The sequence below is a fragment of the Rheinheimera sp. UJ63 genome (genome assembly GCF_021568285.1).
Classification (GTDB): domain Bacteria; phylum Pseudomonadota; class Gammaproteobacteria; order Enterobacterales; family Alteromonadaceae; genus Alishewanella; species Alishewanella maricola.
Genome location: NZ_JAKGTQ010000002.1, coordinates 338,733 through 357,642, shown reverse-complemented (window position 1 = coordinate 357,642; position 18,910 = coordinate 338,733). Strand labels below are relative to the sequence as shown.

Sequence of the window (18,910 nt, the reverse complement as noted above, 5' to 3'; positions counted from 1 at the left end):
ATTAGCTCTCTAAGAATTTCTTTTCTAATTTAAGTAGATCTTTTTTTCGTTCTTTAATTTTTTTTGCTGGTGAACCCACATAAATCGACCAACTATCAGTTGATTTCAAAACTAGAGAGTTTGCCCCTACAGAATTACCTTCAGCAATATTAACACCAGGCATTATTATAGCACCAGCGCCAATAATTGAATGCCTTCCAATGTATACAGGTAACATCAATTCATTTTTATATTGCTTGGGTACTGTTGAATTTGTCATTGTGGCACCTGAGTAATCGTCAGACTGCGTGAAGACTTTTACCCCATAAGCCAATGTTGCAAAGTCTTCAATCAAGAGCCCTGGGATTCCACCTGCAAGTAAACAATGTGGGGTTATGTGTACGTTTCGTCCAATTTTAACATTCCCGGAAACCACGCAAAAATCATCTATTCTAGAAAAATCGCCAATTTCAATTAAATCAGCATTATAAATACTAGCACCTTCGCTTATTTTTACGCCCTTACCGAGTGATTTGAACCCCATCTTAGTTAATTGTTCTTCACTTAAATAAGCCATTAATTAAATATCTCACGCAATTGGTTCAAAAATGTTTTCTCAGAAAAGTAGGATTTAACTATATGCTTGTTTGCTTCAATTTCTCTATTTGCAGAATCAAACAACGATAAATCTTTAATATCGTAAACCGTAATACCATTGCTTTTAAAAAAAGCCCACGGTGTTACATCTCTCCGCATAAATACCTTTTTACCTAAACCTAACAGCGTAATAGTATTACCCATGGCTTGTTGGCGCTTATGATTAAAAATAGCTATGTCAATCTTACCAAGAAATTCGAGGTATTTGTTAAACGGCATATATTCTGTTAGCGCTTCAAATTTTTCGCCAAAGCGCCGATGACCCTGTTCAATTATCATCTTTGCATAATCTGGATTCCCATAAGATAGTGGTACGTAAATTTTAATGTCTTTTCCTGATAAGGCTTCAAGTTTGTCAAACGCATCTATATGGTTGTTGCTTGGATCCGCGGAGTTTCCAACTAGAATATTGACACAGCTGTTTTGCTTTTGTGGTATTTCATATTCTCTGTAAAGATTACTGGTGTACATAATGCACTCGTGATATTTACCTTTTGCACTGTACCATTGCTTTGCGAGCTCGTAATCACCTTTTATGTACGTTATCAAGTGTCCTATGTTTTTTATGACAGGTCGACGGACAATATCATCCAAAAGTTTCCACCTAAAATTAGTTTCGCGAAGTTTATATTCATATAAATCACCACCCCAAATGAACCAATAGCATTTTTTGAGCAGCCAAGGCATAAAAAATAAAATATAAACCAATTTGATATCAAACATACCATGTAAGATAACTTTTTGGGCTTGGTGCATTTTAATAATGCTTTTGCCATAGTGCTTAAAATACCCCGGAATGGATCTTTCCGCTAATTGAATATTTGGATAGCGTTTGATCTTATCTTGCACCATGCGCCCGGTGAGAAGAAATTCATGCTCATTAAAGTCGAAGTGCAATTTAACAAACTCAATAAACTGCGGCATGAATTTATCATCATTGTAGGCAATATGAAGGATTTTTTTATTCATAAAAAATCTTGGTATTTGTTGTCGTCAAATCAATAAAATGCATTAGTTTGCTGAAATTCTCTATGATCGCTAACGTTTTGACTAAATGATTCAAGGTTTCACTTCTTAGATAGTTATTACTGGTTTCATTTGATTAAATCCGATAAATAGCGTCCATAACTGTTTTTACTAAGTGCTTTAGCAGTTTTAGCAACTTGATCGCTGCTGAGCCATCCGTTGCGCCATGCGATTTCTTCTAAACAAGCTATTTTAAAGCCTTGTCGTTTTTCAATCGTTTCGACAAACATCGCTGCCTCTAATAGGCTTTCATGTGTACCTGTATCTAACCATGCAAAACCTCTTCCTAGAAGTTCGACATTTAAATCGCCTCGCTCCATGTACATTTGGTTAATTGTTGTAATTTCAAGTTCACCACGCAGACTGGGTTTGACCTGTTTAGCAATTTCGACTACGTCATTATCGTAGAAATATAAACCGGTTACCGCGAAATTGGATTTGGGATTTTCTGGTTTTTCTTCGATACTGATAGCTTTTTGATTTTGGTCAAACTCAACCACACCAAAACGATTAGGTTTTTTAACTTCATAGCCAAAAACCGTTGCACCAAAAGATCTGCTTCTGGCACGCTTGAGAATCGGGGTGAAACCTTGCCCCCAAAAGATGTTGTCGCCAAGAACGAGGCACACACTGTCATTACCAATAAAATCTTCGCCAATAGTAAAAGCTTGCGCAAGTCCATCAGGGCTTAGTTGAATTGCATAACTTAACTTAATACCAAATTCAGAACCGTCACCTAACATACGAATAAAGCCTGCCTGATCATCTGGTGTGGTTATAACAAGGATATCGTTTATCCCTGCCAACATAAGAACAGATAGTGGATAGTAAATCATTGGTTTGTCATAAACTGGTAACAGCTGCTTAGACACACCACGAGTTATCGGATAAAGCCTAGTCCCTGAACCACCGGCTAACACTATACCTTTCATTGTTTAAACTCCCTGCCCTAAACGCTCGAACTGATAACTGCCATCCAGCACTGCCTGCCACCACACTTTGTTCTCAAGATACCACTGCACAGTTTTACGCAAGCCAGATTCAAAGGTTTCTGCTGGCTTCCAGCCTAGTTCACGCTCAATTTTGCTAGCGTCTATGGCATATCGCAGGTCGTGGCCTGGACGATCCGTTACGTGAGTGATGAGTGATGAGTGTTTAGTGTTTAGTGGGTAACCGCGTTCGTGCATTGGAGCAAGTTCGTCCATCAGTTCACAAATAGCACGCACTACTTCGATATTTTGTTTTTCGTTGTGGCCACCGATATTGTAGGTTTCACCAACAACACCTTCAGAGACTACCTTATAAAGTGCACGGGCATGGTCTTCAACGTAAAGCCAATCACGGATTTGGTTACCTTTGCCGTATACCGGCAGAGGCTTGCCCGCTATCGCATTTAAAATAATCAGCGGTATCAATTTTTCCGGAAAATGGTATGGGCCGTAATTGTTAGAGCAATTAGTGACAACCACGGGCAAGCCATAAGTACGCTGCCACGCCCTTACTAAGTGGTCAGAACTGGCTTTGCTGGCAGAATAAGGACTGCTTGGCGCGTAAGGAGTGGTTTCTGTAAATAAGTCATCCGTGCCATGGAGATCACCATAGACTTCATCCGTTGAAATATGGTGAAAGCGAAAAGCTGTTTTACGAGCCTCTGGTAAGGCTTTCCAATAATTTCGAGCCGCTTCCAATAAAGTGTAAGTACCTACTATATTGGTTTCAATAAAAGCTGCCGGGCCGTCGATAGAACGGTCTACATGGCTTTCTGCAGCCAAGTGCATTACCGCATCTGGCTGATGCTTTTCAAATACAGCTGTCATGGCAGCAGCATCACAAATATCAGTCTGTTCAAATACATAGCGCTCGTTGTTGGCAACAGCCGCTACCGAATTCAGGTTGCCTGCATAAGTCAGCTTATCTACATTAACAACACTATTTGATGTGTTATTAATAATATGGCGCACAACTGCAGAGCCGATAAAGCCTGCACCACCTGTTATCAACAACTTCATTTCCATATCCCTTTTGTATCTACCACTAGGTCGCTAGTTGGTCCTTGCTGTTTAAACTCTTTATGATCAACTAGAAGAACATGTATATCCGCTGTGGCATAAGCTAAATCAGTCGCTACCAACTTATGACGGTTTAATTTAGTAGGCAAACTCTCTATGTTAGGTTCGACTAACAACACTGTACCTGAATGAAGATTGGCAATTTGCTGAGAAATCGAGCAAGCAGGGCTTTCACGTAAATCATCAATATCTGGCTTAAATGCTAAACCATAACAAGCAACCGTCACATCTTTGGCAGTTTTGGTCGGGTTAGCTTGCAGAAAATCAGCAATAGCAATTTTGACTTTATTAATAACCCACTCAGGCTTGCTGTCGTTTACTTCGCGTGCAGTACGAATCAGCCTTGCTTGTTCAGGTGTTTTACTAACAATAAACCAGGGGTCGACCGCGATACAATGGCCACCGACACCAGGGCCAGGTTGCAAAATATTTACTCGTGGGTGGCGGTTTGCGAGCTTAATAAGCTCCCAAACATTGATGTCCAACTTATCACAAATCATAGACAGTTCATTGGCAAAGGCAATATTTACATCCCGAAAGCTGTTCTCTGTAAGTTTTGCCATTTCAGCAGTGCGGGCGTTGGTGATTACGCATTCGCCTTGAACAAAGCTTTTATATAAAGCTACAGATGCAGCTGAGCACTTTGCCGTCATACCACCAATTACCCGATCATTCTCAATCAACTCTCTCATTACATGGCCGGGTAAAACACGTTCTGGGCAATGTGCAACCCGAATATCAGAGTCTTCACCATGTGTTTGCGGAAAGGTTAAATCAGGCCTTGCCTCTGCAAACCACGCGGCCATTTGCTCTGTAGCGCCAACCGGTGAAGTCGACTCCAATATCACCAAGTTACCCTTTTGCAATACTGGCGCAATGGCTTTGCTAGCAGATTCTATATAGCTTAAGTCTGGCTCGTGGTTATCACCTTTAAAAGGCGTAGGTACTGCAACAATAAAAGCATCTGCGGCTTCAGGAATAGTGGTGGCTCTTAAGTACCCTTCAGTTACTGCAGCATGTACAGCAATATCAAGATCAGGCTCTACAATATGAATTTTACCCTGGTTAATGATATCAACCGCTTTTTGGTTAACATCAACACCAACAACCTTGATTTTACGAGAAGCAAAAACGGCTGCTGTAGGCAAGCCAATATAACCGAGGCCAATTACTGATAAAGATGAAAACTTCATAAATTACTTACCTTGAATAAGCGTATCGAGAATGCGTTGGCAAGCTTTGCCATCGCCATATGGATTGTGGGCACGACTCATAGCGTTGTAAGCGGCTTCATCGGTAAGCAAAGTACCTACTTCTGTAGTAATTTTTTCAACGTCAGTGCCGACTAATTTTACCGTGCCGGCAGACACAGCTTCAGGTCGCTCTGTAGTTTCACGCATAACTAATACGGGTTTCCCCAGCGAAGGCGCCTCTTCTTGAATGCCACCAGAGTCAGTTAAAATAATGTGCGAACGCATCATTAAATAAACAAAGGGTAAATAGTCTTGTGGCTCAATTAAAAACACATTGCTTAAGCCAGCTAGTAAACGGTTTACCGGTTCTTGTACATTGGGGTTTAAGTGCACAGGGTAAACAATTTGGCAATTTGAGTAGTTAACTGCAATTTGTCGCAGTGCTTCGCAGATACGCTCGAATCCACCGCCAAAACTTTCGCGGCGATGCCCGGTTACCAGAATCATTTTTTTGTTATTATCTAAAAACGGGTATCGGCTGGTTAAAGTATTGGCAAGCTCAGTATTTTGTTCAATTTTTTGTTTAACTAGCAATAACGCATCGATAACGGTGTTACCTGTAACGCTAATACTTGCAGAGTTAACATTTTCCGCTAACAGATTTTGTTGCGAGGTAATAGTTGGGGCGAAATGGTAGCTTGCCAAAGCGCCGGTAAGCTTGCGGTTGCCTTCCTCTGGCCAGGGGCTGTAGATATTACCCGTGCGTAATCCTGCCTCTACGTGTCCTAATTTAATTTGCTGATAGTACGCTGCTAAAGAGCAAGCCAAAGTAGTAGCAGTATCGCCATGTACTAACACAACATCAGGCATAAATTCGCTGAGAACGGGTTGCAACCCTTTTAGAATGCCAGTTGTAACATCGGTGAGCGTTTGCCCAGCTTTCATAATGTTTAAGTCATAGTCTGGTTTTATTTCAAATAAAGCCAAAACCTGATCAAGCATTTCACGGTGCTGCGCTGTTACGCATACTTTAGCTTGAAAGCGGCTATCTGCCGCCAAAGCATGCACCAAAGGTGCCATTTTAATGGCTTCAGGGCGGGTACCAAATACAGTTAAAACTTTCATTTTTTACTTCTTAGAAAAATAGCGGATTAAAACAAACAATACTGACAACATACCACCAAGCATAACGCCCAAAACACAAATTAGTGCTCTGGCTGGTTTAGCTTTTCGCTCTGATACAACCGCTGGGTCAATAGTTTTAAATACATATTCACTACGTACGTTAGCCAACATTAATGTTTTGGTTTGCTCTTCTATTAAAGAGAACAGCATCGCTTTGGCATCCGCTAAATTTGTTTGAGAAATTTGCTCATTTAAGTAACTAATGCTTCGTTGCGCTTCGCTCAAGTCTCTGTTTCGCATTTCTTCGTTGATCTCTAATACCAATTTTTCTGCCCAAATTTTAGCTAAAGAAGGTGAAAAATGCTGCACACTTAGTCTAACCATACCGGTGTTTTTATCCTGAGATACGCTGACTAAGCGCATAAATTTAGCATACGTTTGTTGAATACTCGGTTGTGGTGTCATGGGGGGGATTGCTTTTCTTACCCACTCGCCGGTATCTGCATCAAAAAGCTTGTTATTAATAACTAAACTATCGTCAGCGCGGTTCCAGCCTTTTGCGGCCATTACCGGTACAAACAAGTCGTATTTTTCAATAAAACGGCCCATAAAATCTCTGCTTTTTAACACCTCAAGAGCTAAAGCTGATTTATCGTTTCCTCTACCGCGTAAATTTACGCCAGCCAAGGCTGCTAGCCCACCCAGCTGACCGGGCAACGCCATACTGCTATTTTCTGTTACAGGGGAAAGTAAGGCTTCGCTGCTGTATATGTTTGGCAAACTTATCGCATAAAAAACCGACAAAACGGCAAACACAAAGGTAGTGCCAGCAATAATCCACTTACCTTGCCAAATGGCGGCAAAGAGCTCGCGCAGGTCGATTTCGTCGTCGGCAGCTTGGGTGTGTTGAACATTTTCAGTCATGGTGTTCCTTTAGGGTAACAAGCTCGCTGTGCGAGCGGTAACTAGCTGGCTATGCCAGCGGTCACTTGCTGCCATAGGCAGCGGTAACGGTTGTTAAGTAGTGACTAGTTCGTTTTACGAACAGTAACTAGCTGGCAAAGCCAGCGGTTACTAGCTGGCAAAGCCAGCGGTTACTAGCTGCCTCTGGCAGCGGTAACGGTGTTTAAGTAGTGACTAGTTCACTGCGCGAACGGTGACTAGGCCCTTTAGGTCAGTCACTGTTGCCAAGGGCAACTCGTCACTCGTCACTTCAAAAAATTACAGCGTTGCAATAGCCGCTATAGCCACCGCACTGTTGTAAATAATTTGCGTGGCAGTGGCCCAAATGGTTAAGCCGTCTTTGTATTCGGTATTAAGCGGTACAACGATGGTATCGCCAGCCTCTAAACGGTTACGGTTTAAGGCAAACCAGCTGTTGGTGCTGTTCATTACACTGCCGTCTGCTTTAATAACATATACCGCATCTTTGTCGGCACGCTGTTTAAAGCCACCGGCACGGTTTAAGTAATCTTGCACTGATAAACCCGAGGTAAATACATGGCTAGAGGGGCTATGAACCTCACCAATAATGCTAATGGCATTACGGCGCTGCGGAATAAAAATTTCATCGCCGTTCTCTAGCTCAATATTTTGGCCGTTATTGCCGGCTAAAGCACCGTTCATATCAATAACTAAACGACCTATGGCTTGGGTTTCATTTAATTTACTGCTGAGCTCTTCTGCTTCCGCTACCGTGTTGTTATTACCTGTAGCAGTAACTGCTTCTGCCGCTAACTGCTGCTGTAAGCTTAAACGCAGTGCTGCTAACTGTTTCGCTTCGTTTTCACGAATACTGGCGCGGCTAAATACCGTGGCTTCTGGGTGCGCTAAGTTGCTAAAACCACCGGCACGGTTAATCACATCGGCTAAGCGCTCGCCACGTTTAATAGTGTAAGTACCCGGGAATTGCACTTCGCCCACTAATTTAACGGTGGTGCTTTCACGCCAATCTGGGATACGTTTTATTTGTAAGGTATCAAGCGGCGCTAAGGCGGTATTAGCCGCAGCAGCTAAAGGTAGCTCACGATGCTGAGTGCTAAACATGGTGCTGCCATCGGTAGTGCGACTGGTTAGCTCGGCGGTAACGGCATAACTGGATTCTTTAAAACCACCGGCTACTTCGATAAGTTGTTGTGCCGACATACCCGCAGTTAATGGGTAGCGGCCAGGGAAACGCACATCGCCTTCAATATTTACTACTAATTGCGGTACGTCTTTATCGGCTTGCTGCAGTAAACGTTCCACCAAATTAACGATAATAGGCTCACGTGGCTCTGTCATGGAGAATACATACAGCTTATCTAGCGCTTGTAGTTGAATAGCTAAGCTGCTTGGCTCGGCCAAAGAGACTACTTGCACACTGGTTTTTACTGTTTGGCTATTAAAACGGGCTAATAAGGCATAGTTTTTATCGGCAAACTGGTCAAGGTCAAAACCGGCTTGTAGCAAGTTGCCTAGTGTCATGCCCTCTGTTAACGGGAACTCACCGCTGAAACGGCTATAACCACGTAGCGAAACCACTTTAGGCGGTTGTAAAAAGCGGGCTTGATCGCGCAGCTCGGTAATTAACGAGGCTAAACGCTCTTCGCGGTTGTCGTTGCTGCCAAATAAATACAGGGTATCGCGCGGCTGTAAAGCTAAGTTGGCTGCTGAAGCAGGTTGCGTAATGGCACGGCCAGGGTTAAAAGCAATAACTTCAATTTCTCGCGTGGGAAAGGTTTCACGGCGAATAATACCGTAGTTTAAATCGGGGTTTGGTAAAAGCTCGCGGATATCGGGCAGTACATCGCTAATACGCATACCTTGGCGCCAGCCAAAACCGCCTGGGCGATGTACATGGCCGGTTAGCTTAACAATGTTATCGATTTGATCAAGCACCGAATACACTTCAATAATATCACCTTGCCACAGTGCAGCGTTTTTACCGCTGTCTTGTGTTAAGTCTATGTCTTTTAATAATTTTGCGCCATTACGATCAATGCGCTCTAAACGTGAGGCTGCTGGGAATGCAGTAGGTAAAAAACCACCGGCTAAACGAACAATGTCGTTAGCGGTTTTTTCATTTTTAAGCTCATAAATAGCCGGGCGTAATACTTCACCGCCGATGCCAACCGTGCGCTCTACCGTTGGAATAAACACCACATCACCTGGCTGCAAGGTAACATCGCCAGAGGTATCGCCACGTAATAACAAGTCATACAAATCAAGCTTGGCGACGGTTTTGCCACTGCGTTTAATTTCGATATTACGCAACGAGCCAATTTTTTTAACGCCACCGGCCGCTAACACGGCATGCGTAGCGGTTGATAACGAGCTAATGGTATAGGCGCCCGGTTGAAACGCTTCGCCTAAAACGAATACCCGAATTGAGCGTAACGAGCCCATGGTAACGTTAATTTGGTTACCAATCATTTGTTGTTCAACAACGGCATTCAGGTTTTGTTTTAATTCGTTAAAGGTTAAACCGGTTACCATTAAGGGGCCAATATTGGGGAAGAAGATTTGGCCGTTGCGATCAACGGTAAGCTCTTGCTGCAGGTTTTCTTTACCGTATAACTGAATACGGATGGTGTCGCCGGGGCCTACTACGTAATTTACCGGTACTGGTGCATCAGAGATAGGGGCAAAGGTAGTGGGTGAGCCGGCGAATAAATCGTAACCAAATTGCTTTAGGCTTTGTCTTAAATTGCGCGGTTTTTGTTTTGACGTAGCAGTGTCGAAAGTGTCATCTGTTGACTTATCCAGCATGCCTGTTGCCGTTTCAATACTGTTGTCGTTTTCAGGAGCGGTGACTTGGCGCATCGGCGTAAGCTGTTGCAAGCTGGGTGCTGGCGTGGCGGCTTGGGTATTAGCCTGCCCTGTTAACTGATTAAGATCGACACCGTATTGTGCGGCTAAGGCTTCCTGTTGTGCTCGAGGAAGTTGTTTAAATTGTTCAATTTGTGCCGCAGAAATTTGAGCTGTGGCGCTGGCAGTAAACAGCACTGCGGCAGCACTAAAAGCTAAAGTGCGGAAAAAACGTGTAGACAACCTCATGCAAATGCTTCCGTATTGTTGTTGATGCGAAAATTATTTATGACCATTTTCAGGTGTTTAGGCACGCTACCGCCACTGAGTTAAGCGCCCCAGAACTAAAATTCTATTTGATCAAGCGCGGGATTATAGCTTAAAACCACGCGTTTTTGCTGCTACTAACGGTATTTATTTGTAATAAGCGTTTGATTTACCCAGCCGCAGACCTGCTGGCCAAACTCGTATTATTAATGGCTAATTTAACTTGTTGACCTAAAAAGCTTACTAAAATAATGCTGCGGCTGTCGCCATCGGCTTGTTGAAATACCGCATTAAGGCTCGCAAAAGGCCCTGTTAATACCTCAAGTGGCTGCCCTACTTTAAATGGGTGTGCCGGTGTTTCTTGTTGTAATTGAATTTGTTGGGTAAGTAAGGTTTGAATGAGTTCTGCTGGCACGGTTGCCAGGCTTTGGCCAAATTTTACAAAGCCCGCTACACCTCGGGTGCTACGGATAGTACCCAGGTTGATATCGGAACCGGCTTTTAAAAAGATATAACGCGGAAACAGGGGTTCAGTTTTCGTTATGGTTTTACCCGCGCGAATTTTGCTGATATGGATATGCGGCACAAAGCTTTCAAAGCCTTGATTAGCAAGGTGTTGCTGTGCTCGAGTTTCTTGCTTGGGCTTGCTGTAAAGCAAATACCAGTTATCCATAACTTAACGCGTCCTGTGTTGTGCGGCGCAGATATTACGGATGTAGCGGTGTTGCGTCAAATGGTTTAGTGCAACCACCGTGTTAACTGATGTATTTAACAGCATTACCAGCGCCATTCCCATCTTGCACTGGCTTTGTGATTAAAGTCGGTTTCATCTGCGGCAAGTGTGCCTTTTTGCAGCTGATAATCTAAAAACAGTAAGCCTTTTAATAGGGGTTGTTGGTAGCCGGCGTGCAGCGTTACCGCACGTTGAAATTGGCTTGGGCTGATATCATCAACATAATTGCTGTGGCTAAGTTTAACGTAGCCCGCTTGGCCGTTGGGTGTGGTGATGTGTGTGCCAACAACCCACTCGTTTTTTAAGGCGGCGTTGTCCATACCGGGGTTAATAAATAGCCATTGATTGTATTGTGCCGGGATACGTTGGTATTCAGCAAAAAAACGCAGCAATACCGCTTGGTTGCCTAAGTGATAATGGCTGCCTAACAACCAACCGGTTGAGGAATTATTACCTTGTTGTTGCGACGCTTCAGCATAAATAGCGCTTACGGCATTAAGATGATAGCGCACATCCATACCCACGGTGCTGAAATCGTCTTCTGGCAGTAAGTTGCTGTAAGGCTGGTTGAGATCATGCTCTTCAATACGCGGTGCTATTCTGCGAGCAGAGAAACCCAATTCAAGTTTGCTGATAGGTTTTAAGCCCAAGCGAGTAGCCATGTAATTTGCATGCCGCAGTGGTGCTGTGCCAGCAAAGCTGCCGAGTTGCATGTTAAAACTTACTGGCCCAAGCCACTCGGTGCTTTCTAATAAAGGTAAGTTGGGGTTAAGGCGGCTAACTTGTAGGCTTTTGGTTGGGCGTTGCTGGTTGTTAAAGTTAAAACTACTGTGTATGGCAGGCCCCCACCATTGTGGCTGCATGGCGGCAATAAGTACCCAATTACCGGCGGTATAAGCTGCGTAGCTGCCATCAAAGTTGCGGTCATTTTTCGAGTAACTGTTGCTATCAAAACTATCATGCCGAAATTGCTGGTAGATGCCGGTTGTCCAGTTACCGCCTTTAAGTTCAGCCCCCACGCTTAACAGGGCTTTTTGTTGCGACTGCGTGCCAAAACCTTGCTGCCCTAGCGGTTCATTGCCGCCTTGAAGCGCCACGGTTTTAATTTGGTTGTTTTGGGCAAAGCTGGCGGCTGATTGAATGCGATAATAAGCATGCTGTTGCGCAGGAGTAAGGCTAGCGACATCGATTCGAGCTAAGTCTTGTAAAATTGGCTGCCACATAATGGGCCAGGTATTAACCGGTGTAGCAATAAAGCCCGCGTTGGCCAGTTGTTGAATGCTTTGCTGCAAATAAGGATCATCAGTTTTTATCCAAGGCGCTGCACTTAGGTAGGGTGAAACCAGCGCACTGCTGATGGCAATAAAAACTGTAGTAAGTAGCCGCATTGTTTCGCTTAACGTCCTGTAAATGTGTTTAACCGGCGCAATGCTACCAAAGCCACCTAGTGCAAGCAACCTAATTACACCACCCGAAACAGGTAAGACCTCAGACCGCACTCAGACACCGGTAGGAGGTCTTACCTGTACCGGAGTGCGGTCTGACCAGTTTGGGTGTTGAGCCACTGTTTTAGGCGCTGACTGTTTAAGCAGCTGTTTGCGGGGCGTGCGGCGGCAGCGGCATATTCTTGGCTGCTAATGGGCTGTAGCTCGGTTGTGCTTTGTTGTGCTTTAAAGATTTGCTGGGCAAATTCAAACCAGCTTTGGTATTGCTCGTCGCAATAGTGATAAAGACCAAAAGGTAAAGCCTGCTCGCTTTGATGTTGCTGAATAATAGTAACTACTTCTGCAGCTAGGTGAGCGGCGTGAGTAGGCGCCCCCAATTGATCATTTACTACTTTTACTGGCTTGCTGCCTTGTGCCAATTTTTGCATGGTGGTGTAAAAGTTTTTACCTGAATAACTGTATAACCAACTGGTTCTGATAATGTAGTGCCTGCACGCTATTTGCTGAATAGCTAACTCCCCCGCTAGCTTACTTTTACCATATTGATTTAACGGCTTCGGCTTATCCTGCTCTTCGTAGGGTTTGCTGCTGGTACCGTCAAACACATAATCGGTTGAAAAGTGTATAAGTACACATTCTGTCTTATAGCAGTATTCAGCTAAAGCTTTAACGGCAAGCTCGTTTACCGCAAAGCAGCTTGCGCTGTCTGTTTCGGCTTGATCTACTGCAGTGTAGGCCGCGCAGTTAATAATAATGGTGGGGTTTAGCTGGTGTAAAAAAGCGGATAATGCGGCTTGGTTAGTAATGTCTAACTCGTCACGGTTTGTAGCCACAAAGGCCATATTGGCAGCGAGTAATTCTGCGGCAATCGCTTTACCTAATTGGCCGTTAGCACCGGTGAGTAAAATGTTTGGCGTAATTACCATTATATTGTGGCTATTAGTTGCTGTTTAACAACCTCAAAGGCCGGTGCTGCGCGATCTTTGTCTGACATCATAGTAACTGGCTGCGGCCATGTAATAGCAAGCATTGGATCCAGCGCGTTAAACGCGCCTTCATCGGCTGGGTCGTAATACGCAGTAGTTTTATAAGAAACTAAAGCAGAAGTGCTTAATGCCTGAAAGCCATGGGCGAAACCAGGCGGGATCCATAGCTGTTGTGCTTGCTGTGCATCTAAGTATATACCTTGCCATTGGCCAAAGCTGGCTGATGCGGGGCGTAAATCTAACATCACATCGTAAATTTCACCGTGTAAAACAGATATCAGTTTACCTTGCGGTTTAAAGCGCTGAAAATGCATGCCGCGCAGCACACCTTGTTGGGAGCTTGATAAGTTATCTTGCACAAAGGCTTGAGTTAAACCCGCCGCTTGGTATTTAGCCGCAACGTAAAGTTCACGAAAAAGACCTCTGTTATCATGATACACCGGCGGTTGGATCAGCAGGCAATCGGCTAATTGTGTTTTAGTAATCTGCATGAGTAGGCTAAGTAAGGCGCTAATGGGTGTATTATACATAAAGCTCGGTTGCTTTATTGGCGCCTTTTAACGGCTTTGTAAGAGAAAAGAATGAATAAGTGTGTGTTTGTTACCGGTGGTTCCGGTTTTATTGGCTCTGCTGTGGTGCGTTTGCTGTTAGCAACAACTGATTTTACCATCGTGAATATTGATAAGCTGTCTTATGCTGCAAATCCGTTGGCGTTAAAAGCAGTGGAAGGTGATTGCCGATATCGCTTTAAACAGCAGGATATTGTTGATGAGTTAGAACTTTATTCACTGTTTACACAGTATCAACCGCAGTATGTGATGCATTTAGCAGCAGAGAGCCATGTCGATCGTTCTATCAATAGTGCGGCGCCTTTTATACAAAGTAATATTGTTGGCACCTTTAGTTTACTTGAAGCCTGCCGAAAATATTGGGCACAGTTGTCAATTCAACAGCAGCAGGTGTTCAGGTTACTGCATGTGTCAACGGATGAAGTTTATGGCGATATTCCCCTAGCCGCGAATGCCGCAACGGAGCAAACGGCCTATCATCCCAGTAGCCCTTATTCCGCTAGCAAAGCAGCCAGTGATCATTTAGTTCAAGCCTGGCAGCGTACTTATGGTTTGCCGGTGTTAACCACCCATTGCACCAATAATTATGGCCCTTTTCAGCATCAAGAAAAGCTGATCCCATTAGTTATAAACCGCGCCCTTAAAGGCCAAGCGCTGCCCATTTACGGTGATGGCCAGCAAATTCGCGATTGGTTGTTTGTAGAAGACCACGCCAAGGCGTTATTAACGGTATTGCAAAAGGGCACTGTTGGCGAAAGCTATAACATTAGCGCGAGTAACCAACTAACTAACCTGGAGGTGGTAAGCATTATTTGTCATGAGCTCGATAAGCTTATACCGGCTAGCAAAATGGGTATTAACCATTACCACGAGCTGATCACGTTTGTGACAGACCGCCCTGGGCATGATCGCCGCTATGCTTTAAATGCTACAAAAATCTCCCAGCAACTTGGTTGGCAACCCAGCACCAACTTTGCTGAGGGAATTGTAAAAACCATTACAGCTTACCTCCCCTAGCAACTGGTCATACCACACTCCGGTACAGGTCGGTCCACACTCAGACACTGGTCTGACCGCACTCTGAGACAGGTCAGTCCACACTCAGACACTGGTCTGGCCACACTCCGGTACAGGTCAGACCACACTTAGACACTGGTCTGGCCGCACTCTGAGACAGGTCAGGCCACACTCAGAGACCCGTAATAGCCCAAAAAGAAAAATTCATGCTGATATTTGAATAATTATTTTACAGATAAATTGTATATTCATATTCAGCACCTTAAGATGAGCTTATTCATACTCATTATATAAGCGTTGCAAGGAATCATTAATGCTATCTCAGTTTTCTAAAGTGTCTGTTATTGGCTTAGGTTACATCGGTTTACCTACGGCAGCGGTTATTGCTTCGCGTGGTGTTGAAGTCGTCGGGATTGATGTGTCTGAGCATGCGGTTAACACTATTAACCAGGGCAAGATCCACATTGTGGAACCCGACTTAGATATGTTGGTGCAGGCTGCAGTTACTACCGGTAAATTACGCGCTTCGCTGGTACCTGAGCCGGCAGAAGTGTTTATGATTGCGGTGCCCACCCCGTTTAAAGATAACAAAGCGCCGGATCTGAGTTACATTCGCACCGCATTAGAGAATATTGCGCCGGTCATTGAGAAAGGTAACTTGATTGTTCTGGAGTCGACCTCGCCGGTTGGTACCACAGAGCAAATTGCCGAATGGTTAAAAGAGTTACGCCCTGACTTAAAAGTGCCGTTAGATCACTCAGACGTTGCCGATGTGTATATTGCGCATTGCCCTGAGCGCGTTTTACCCGGCCGCGTATTGCAAGAGCTGGTAAGTAACGACCGTATTATTGGTGGTATTACAGAGCGCTGCGCTGAAAAGGCCATGTCGCTTTATCAGCTATTTGTGCGTGGTGAATGTTTACGCACCAATGCCCGTACTGCTGAAATGGCTAAGCTGACTGAAAACGCCTTTCGTGACGTGAACATTGCCTTTGCCAATGAATTATCACTGATCTGCGATAAATTAAAAATTAACGTTTGGGAATTGATTAAACTGTCGAATCGCCATCCACGGGTGAATATTTTGAGCCCTGGCCCGGGTGTTGGCGGCCACTGTATTGCCGTTGACCCTTGGTTTATTGTTGATTCAGCTCCAGATTTAGCCAACTTGATCCGCACTGCACGTGAAATTAATGACGGCAAACCACATTATGTTATTAACAAAGTTAAAGAAGCGGCTGATCAATTCAAACGCCCTGTTATCGCTTGCTTAGGTTTGGCGTTTAAAGCCGATATTGATGACTTGCGCGAAAGCCCGGCTTTAGATATTGCCGAGCATCTAATCAATGACAACGTTGGTGAAATTCTGTTAGTTGAACCAAACATCAAAGCATTACCGAAGCGCATGAGTCAACACAACGATAAACTCACTACCCTCGCTAAAGCGCTGGAGCGGGCCAATGTGTTGGTAGTGCTAGTTGACCATCGCCAATTTAAAGCCATGCATATCAATGAAGTTGCTGCGAAGGTAGTAATTGATACACGCGGGATTTTTGGTTAAAAAACGAACGGTACCGGTATGCTAACTTACCGGTACCCTTCAAACTAACACCTACCATATCGATCCGTAAAACGTTCAATATCATCTTCCTCAAGATAACGACCAGACTGCACTTCAATCAATTCTAAGAGTTCAGGCCCAGGGTTCTCTAGCGCATGTATGCAACCTATTGGAATATAGATGGATTGGTTTTCACTAAGTGTTTGCTCCACGGTATCTAGCGTTACTTTTGCAAGGCCTGATACCACAATCCAATGTTCAGCACGATGTTGATGCCTTTGCAGGGATAATTTTTCACCGGGTAAAACAGTAATACGTTTAACTTTATATCCATCACCTTGATCAATAATGTCATATTGCCCCCAAGGCCGATAAACCTGTCGGTGTGTATAATGCTCTGAACGACCTTGCTCTTTGATCGTTTGCACTATTTCTTTAACCTGCTGAACATGATCTTTATTTGCAACTAAAACAGCATCGCTAGTTTGAATAACAATGGTATTTTCTAAGCCTATTGTTGCAACCAAACCACTTTCAGAATAAACGTAATTATTGTGGCTATTATGCTGAAGCACCTCACCATGCTGTACATTACCACGAGTATCTTTTTGGCCTAACTCCCAAAGGGCTGACCAAGAGCCAATATCACTCCATTCTGATTCAATCGGCACCACCACAGCAGATTGAGTGTGCTCCATCACGGCATAATCTATAGATTCTGCCGGACAGTTTATAAACAGTTCTTTATTAATACGTATAAAGTCCATATCAGCCAGCGTTTGTGCTACTGCATTTTGGCAATGCAGAAGAATATCTGGGCGGTAAATGGCCAGTTCGTTTAAAAAGGTACTGGCTTTAAACATAAACAACCCACTATTCCAGCAAACGTCACTGTCTAAAAGCAGTTGTTTTGCCTGCTCGATAGTGGGTTTTTCAATAAATTGCTTTACCAGATATGCGTTGGGACAATCATTTAGTATCTTGCCTTGTTTGATGTAGCCATAGCCCGTTTCAGGCGCAGTGGGTTTAATTCCAAAAGTCACTAACAGTCCCTTTTCTGCTAAGGGCTTTGCTGTGTATATTGCTTGTTTAAAAGCACTTACATTAGAAAAAACATGATCGGCAGCTAACACCAGTAAAGTGGGATCTTCACCATGTTGCATAGCATATAACGCAGCTATCGTAATGGCAGGGGCGGTATTGCGGCTGGTGGGTTCTAAAATGATATTTTTATCTAGCAAATTTAACTGTCTTATCTGCTCTGCAGCAATAAAACGATGCTCTTCGTTGCAAACAACTAGGGGCTTAGCTGTGCTGATCCCTGAAAGCCTGATCAGGGAAGATTGCAGTAAAGATTTATCGCCATGCAAAGTTAAAAACTGTTTTGGCATTAATTCTCGAGAAAGCGGCCAAAGCCGACTACCGCTGCCGCCTGCCAAAACAACAGGTAATAACATGTAAACTCCAGGCAAAGATTGAATGCACTAAAGCTAACTTACTTTGCATGAAAAAAATAGCGATTTATCCTTACTGCAACCCCCTTGAGTACGTATTAAATTCAAACCGAGATTGACATAGCCTCAGGCTGAACTTGTTTGCTACTTGCAATTAAAGACTGACACGGCAAGTTCTTATTCAGCGACTGACGGATAGCCTGTAGCTCTGCTTTGTCGATGTCGGCGTTAAACAGTTCACGATAAGCACGTAGCCGGGTAAATTTGTTATCACCTAACGCCTCATAGCTCGGATGTGGCACAATGATTTGCGAGTTTAAACCGCCGGCATTGCTATGATAGCTTGACCAATGATATTGATCCGGCGTTCTAACGATACCTGCCCTAACTGGGTTAAGTTCGATATAGCGATAACATGCTAAAACGTAATAATCGTTTTCGACCAAACTAGCAAAGTATTTACCATCCCATACCGTGCCGGTTTTATCGTTTAGTGCATTATAGTAACCCGCAAAATGCCGACCCAAGCATTGCATAAAGTGCGGTACTTCTTTACCACTTTGCGGTGTAACGAGTAGATGATAGTGATTCGACATCAACACAAAAGCATGTAATTTGATGCCACATTCATCTAACTTATTGCATAACATAGAAAAGAACATTCCTTTTACAGCCTCAAACTTGAAGCAATTCGTCCGATTATGTCCCCTATGCACAATATGGTATGGCATATTATCTATAAACATACGTAGCCTCCTAGACATTTTTAGTAACCTTATGTTAAACAAATTTTAAAATAGTAAACAAAATTAAAAGCTGCAAATAAAAATTTCACCGATCAGACCTCGTACCAGTACCGGACTGTGGTAGGACCTGTCTCTGAGTGCAGTCAGACCAGTACCAGAGTGTGGTAGGACCTGTCTCTGAGTGCGGTCAGACCAGTACCGGAGTGTGGTAGGACCTGACTCTGAGTGCGGCCAGACCAGTACCGGAGTGTGGTAAGACCTGTCTCTGAGTGCGGTCGGACCAGTACCGGAGTG

At 43.9% G+C, this 18,910-nt stretch carries 16 protein-coding genes; 2 read left to right on the top strand and 14 right to left on the bottom strand.

Translation table 11 applies throughout. The features are described 5' to 3' along the window. Nucleotide 1: 1 nt before the first annotated feature. The 12 genes from L1N97_RS07745 to rfbC form a co-directional block, all read right to left on the bottom strand. Nucleotides 2-556 (bottom strand): acyltransferase, encoded by a 555-nt coding sequence (locus L1N97_RS07745; protein WP_236129379.1) that lies wholly within the window; start codon nt 554-556, stop codon nt 2-4. Beyond that, entirely contained in the window at nt 556-1,605 is a 1,050-nt protein-coding gene (locus tag L1N97_RS07740) for a TDP-N-acetylfucosamine:lipid II N-acetylfucosaminyltransferase (RefSeq protein ID WP_236129378.1), read from the bottom strand. The genes L1N97_RS07745 and L1N97_RS07740 overlap by 1 nt, the downstream gene beginning before the upstream one ends. Nucleotides 1,606-1,730: 125 nt before the next feature. Then, complete coding sequence (gene rfbA / locus L1N97_RS07735; RefSeq protein WP_236129377.1) at nt 1,731-2,594, bottom strand: glucose-1-phosphate thymidylyltransferase RfbA; 864 nt, start codon at nt 2,592-2,594, stop codon at nt 1,731-1,733. Nucleotides 2,595-2,597: 3 nt separating this feature from the next. Continuing rightward, a complete protein-coding gene (gene rfbB / locus L1N97_RS07730; RefSeq protein ID WP_236129376.1) occupies nt 2,598-3,671 on the bottom strand; it encodes a dTDP-glucose 4,6-dehydratase in 1,074 nt (357 codons plus the stop codon). Then, nucleotides 3,668-4,924 carry a UDP-N-acetyl-D-mannosamine dehydrogenase gene (gene wecC / locus L1N97_RS07725; RefSeq protein ID WP_236129375.1) on the bottom strand — a complete coding sequence of 419 codons (1,257 nt, stop codon included), beginning with the start codon at nt 4,922-4,924 and terminating at the stop codon, nt 3,668-3,670. The genes rfbB (L1N97_RS07730) and wecC (L1N97_RS07725) overlap by 4 nt, the downstream gene beginning before the upstream one ends. 3 nt (nt 4,925-4,927) lie before the next feature. After that, nucleotides 4,928-6,049: a non-hydrolyzing UDP-N-acetylglucosamine 2-epimerase gene (wecB, locus tag L1N97_RS07720; RefSeq protein WP_236129374.1), complete on the bottom strand. Its 1,122-nt coding sequence runs from the start codon at nt 6,047-6,049 to the stop codon at nt 4,928-4,930. Between the two features lie 3 nt (nt 6,050-6,052). Continuing rightward, a complete protein-coding gene (locus L1N97_RS07715) occupies nt 6,053-6,973 on the bottom strand; it encodes a Wzz/FepE/Etk N-terminal domain-containing protein (RefSeq protein ID WP_236129373.1) in 921 nt (306 codons plus the stop codon). 297 nt (nt 6,974-7,270) lie between these two features. Then, on the bottom strand, nt 7,271-10,087 hold the full coding sequence (locus tag L1N97_RS07710; RefSeq protein ID WP_236129372.1) for a polysaccharide biosynthesis/export family protein: 2,817 nt from the start codon (nt 10,085-10,087) through the stop codon (nt 7,271-7,273). 187 nt (nt 10,088-10,274) lie between these two features. After that, complete coding sequence (gene rfaH, locus L1N97_RS07705; protein WP_236129371.1) at nt 10,275-10,778, bottom strand: transcription/translation regulatory transformer protein RfaH; 504 nt, start codon at nt 10,776-10,778, stop codon at nt 10,275-10,277. 104 nt (nt 10,779-10,882) lie between these two features. Beyond that, the gene (locus L1N97_RS07700; protein WP_236129370.1) at nt 10,883-12,226 is read right to left on the bottom strand and encodes a capsule assembly Wzi family protein; all 1,344 of its coding nucleotides are present in this window, start codon (nt 12,224-12,226) and stop codon (nt 10,883-10,885) included. A gap of 131 nt (nt 12,227-12,357) precedes the next feature. Beyond that, on the bottom strand, nt 12,358-13,209 hold the full coding sequence (rfbD, locus tag L1N97_RS07695) for a dTDP-4-dehydrorhamnose reductase (RefSeq protein ID WP_236129369.1): 852 nt from the start codon (nt 13,207-13,209) through the stop codon (nt 12,358-12,360). Then, nucleotides 13,209-13,799 (bottom strand): dTDP-4-dehydrorhamnose 3,5-epimerase, encoded by a 591-nt coding sequence (rfbC, locus tag L1N97_RS07690; protein ID WP_236129368.1) that lies wholly within the window; start codon nt 13,797-13,799, stop codon nt 13,209-13,211. The genes rfbD and rfbC overlap by 1 nt, the downstream gene beginning before the upstream one ends. Before the next feature lie 51 nt (nt 13,800-13,850). Between rfbC and rfbB (L1N97_RS07685) the strand changes: the two genes are divergently transcribed. Both rfbB (L1N97_RS07685) and wecC (L1N97_RS07680) read left to right on the top strand, forming a co-directional pair. After that, nucleotides 13,851-14,855, top strand: coding sequence for a dTDP-glucose 4,6-dehydratase (gene rfbB, locus L1N97_RS07685; protein ID WP_236129367.1), 1,005 nt, complete (start codon nt 13,851-13,853; stop codon nt 14,853-14,855). 313 nt (nt 14,856-15,168) lie between these two features. Next, nucleotides 15,169-16,416: a UDP-N-acetyl-D-mannosamine dehydrogenase gene (gene wecC / locus L1N97_RS07680; protein WP_226750175.1), complete on the top strand. Its 1,248-nt coding sequence runs from the start codon at nt 15,169-15,171 to the stop codon at nt 16,414-16,416. A 44-nt stretch (nt 16,417-16,460) separates the two neighbouring features. Here wecC (L1N97_RS07680) and L1N97_RS07675 read toward each other — a convergent pair whose 3' ends face one another. After that, complete coding sequence (locus tag L1N97_RS07675; RefSeq protein ID WP_236129366.1) at nt 16,461-17,873, bottom strand: mannose-1-phosphate guanylyltransferase/mannose-6-phosphate isomerase; 1,413 nt, start codon at nt 17,871-17,873, stop codon at nt 16,461-16,463. Between the two features lie 101 nt (nt 17,874-17,974). Continuing rightward, nucleotides 17,975-18,601: a transposase gene (locus tag L1N97_RS07670; protein ID WP_236129708.1), complete on the bottom strand. Its 627-nt coding sequence runs from the start codon at nt 18,599-18,601 to the stop codon at nt 17,975-17,977. Nucleotides 18,602-18,910 lie beyond the last annotated feature (309 nt).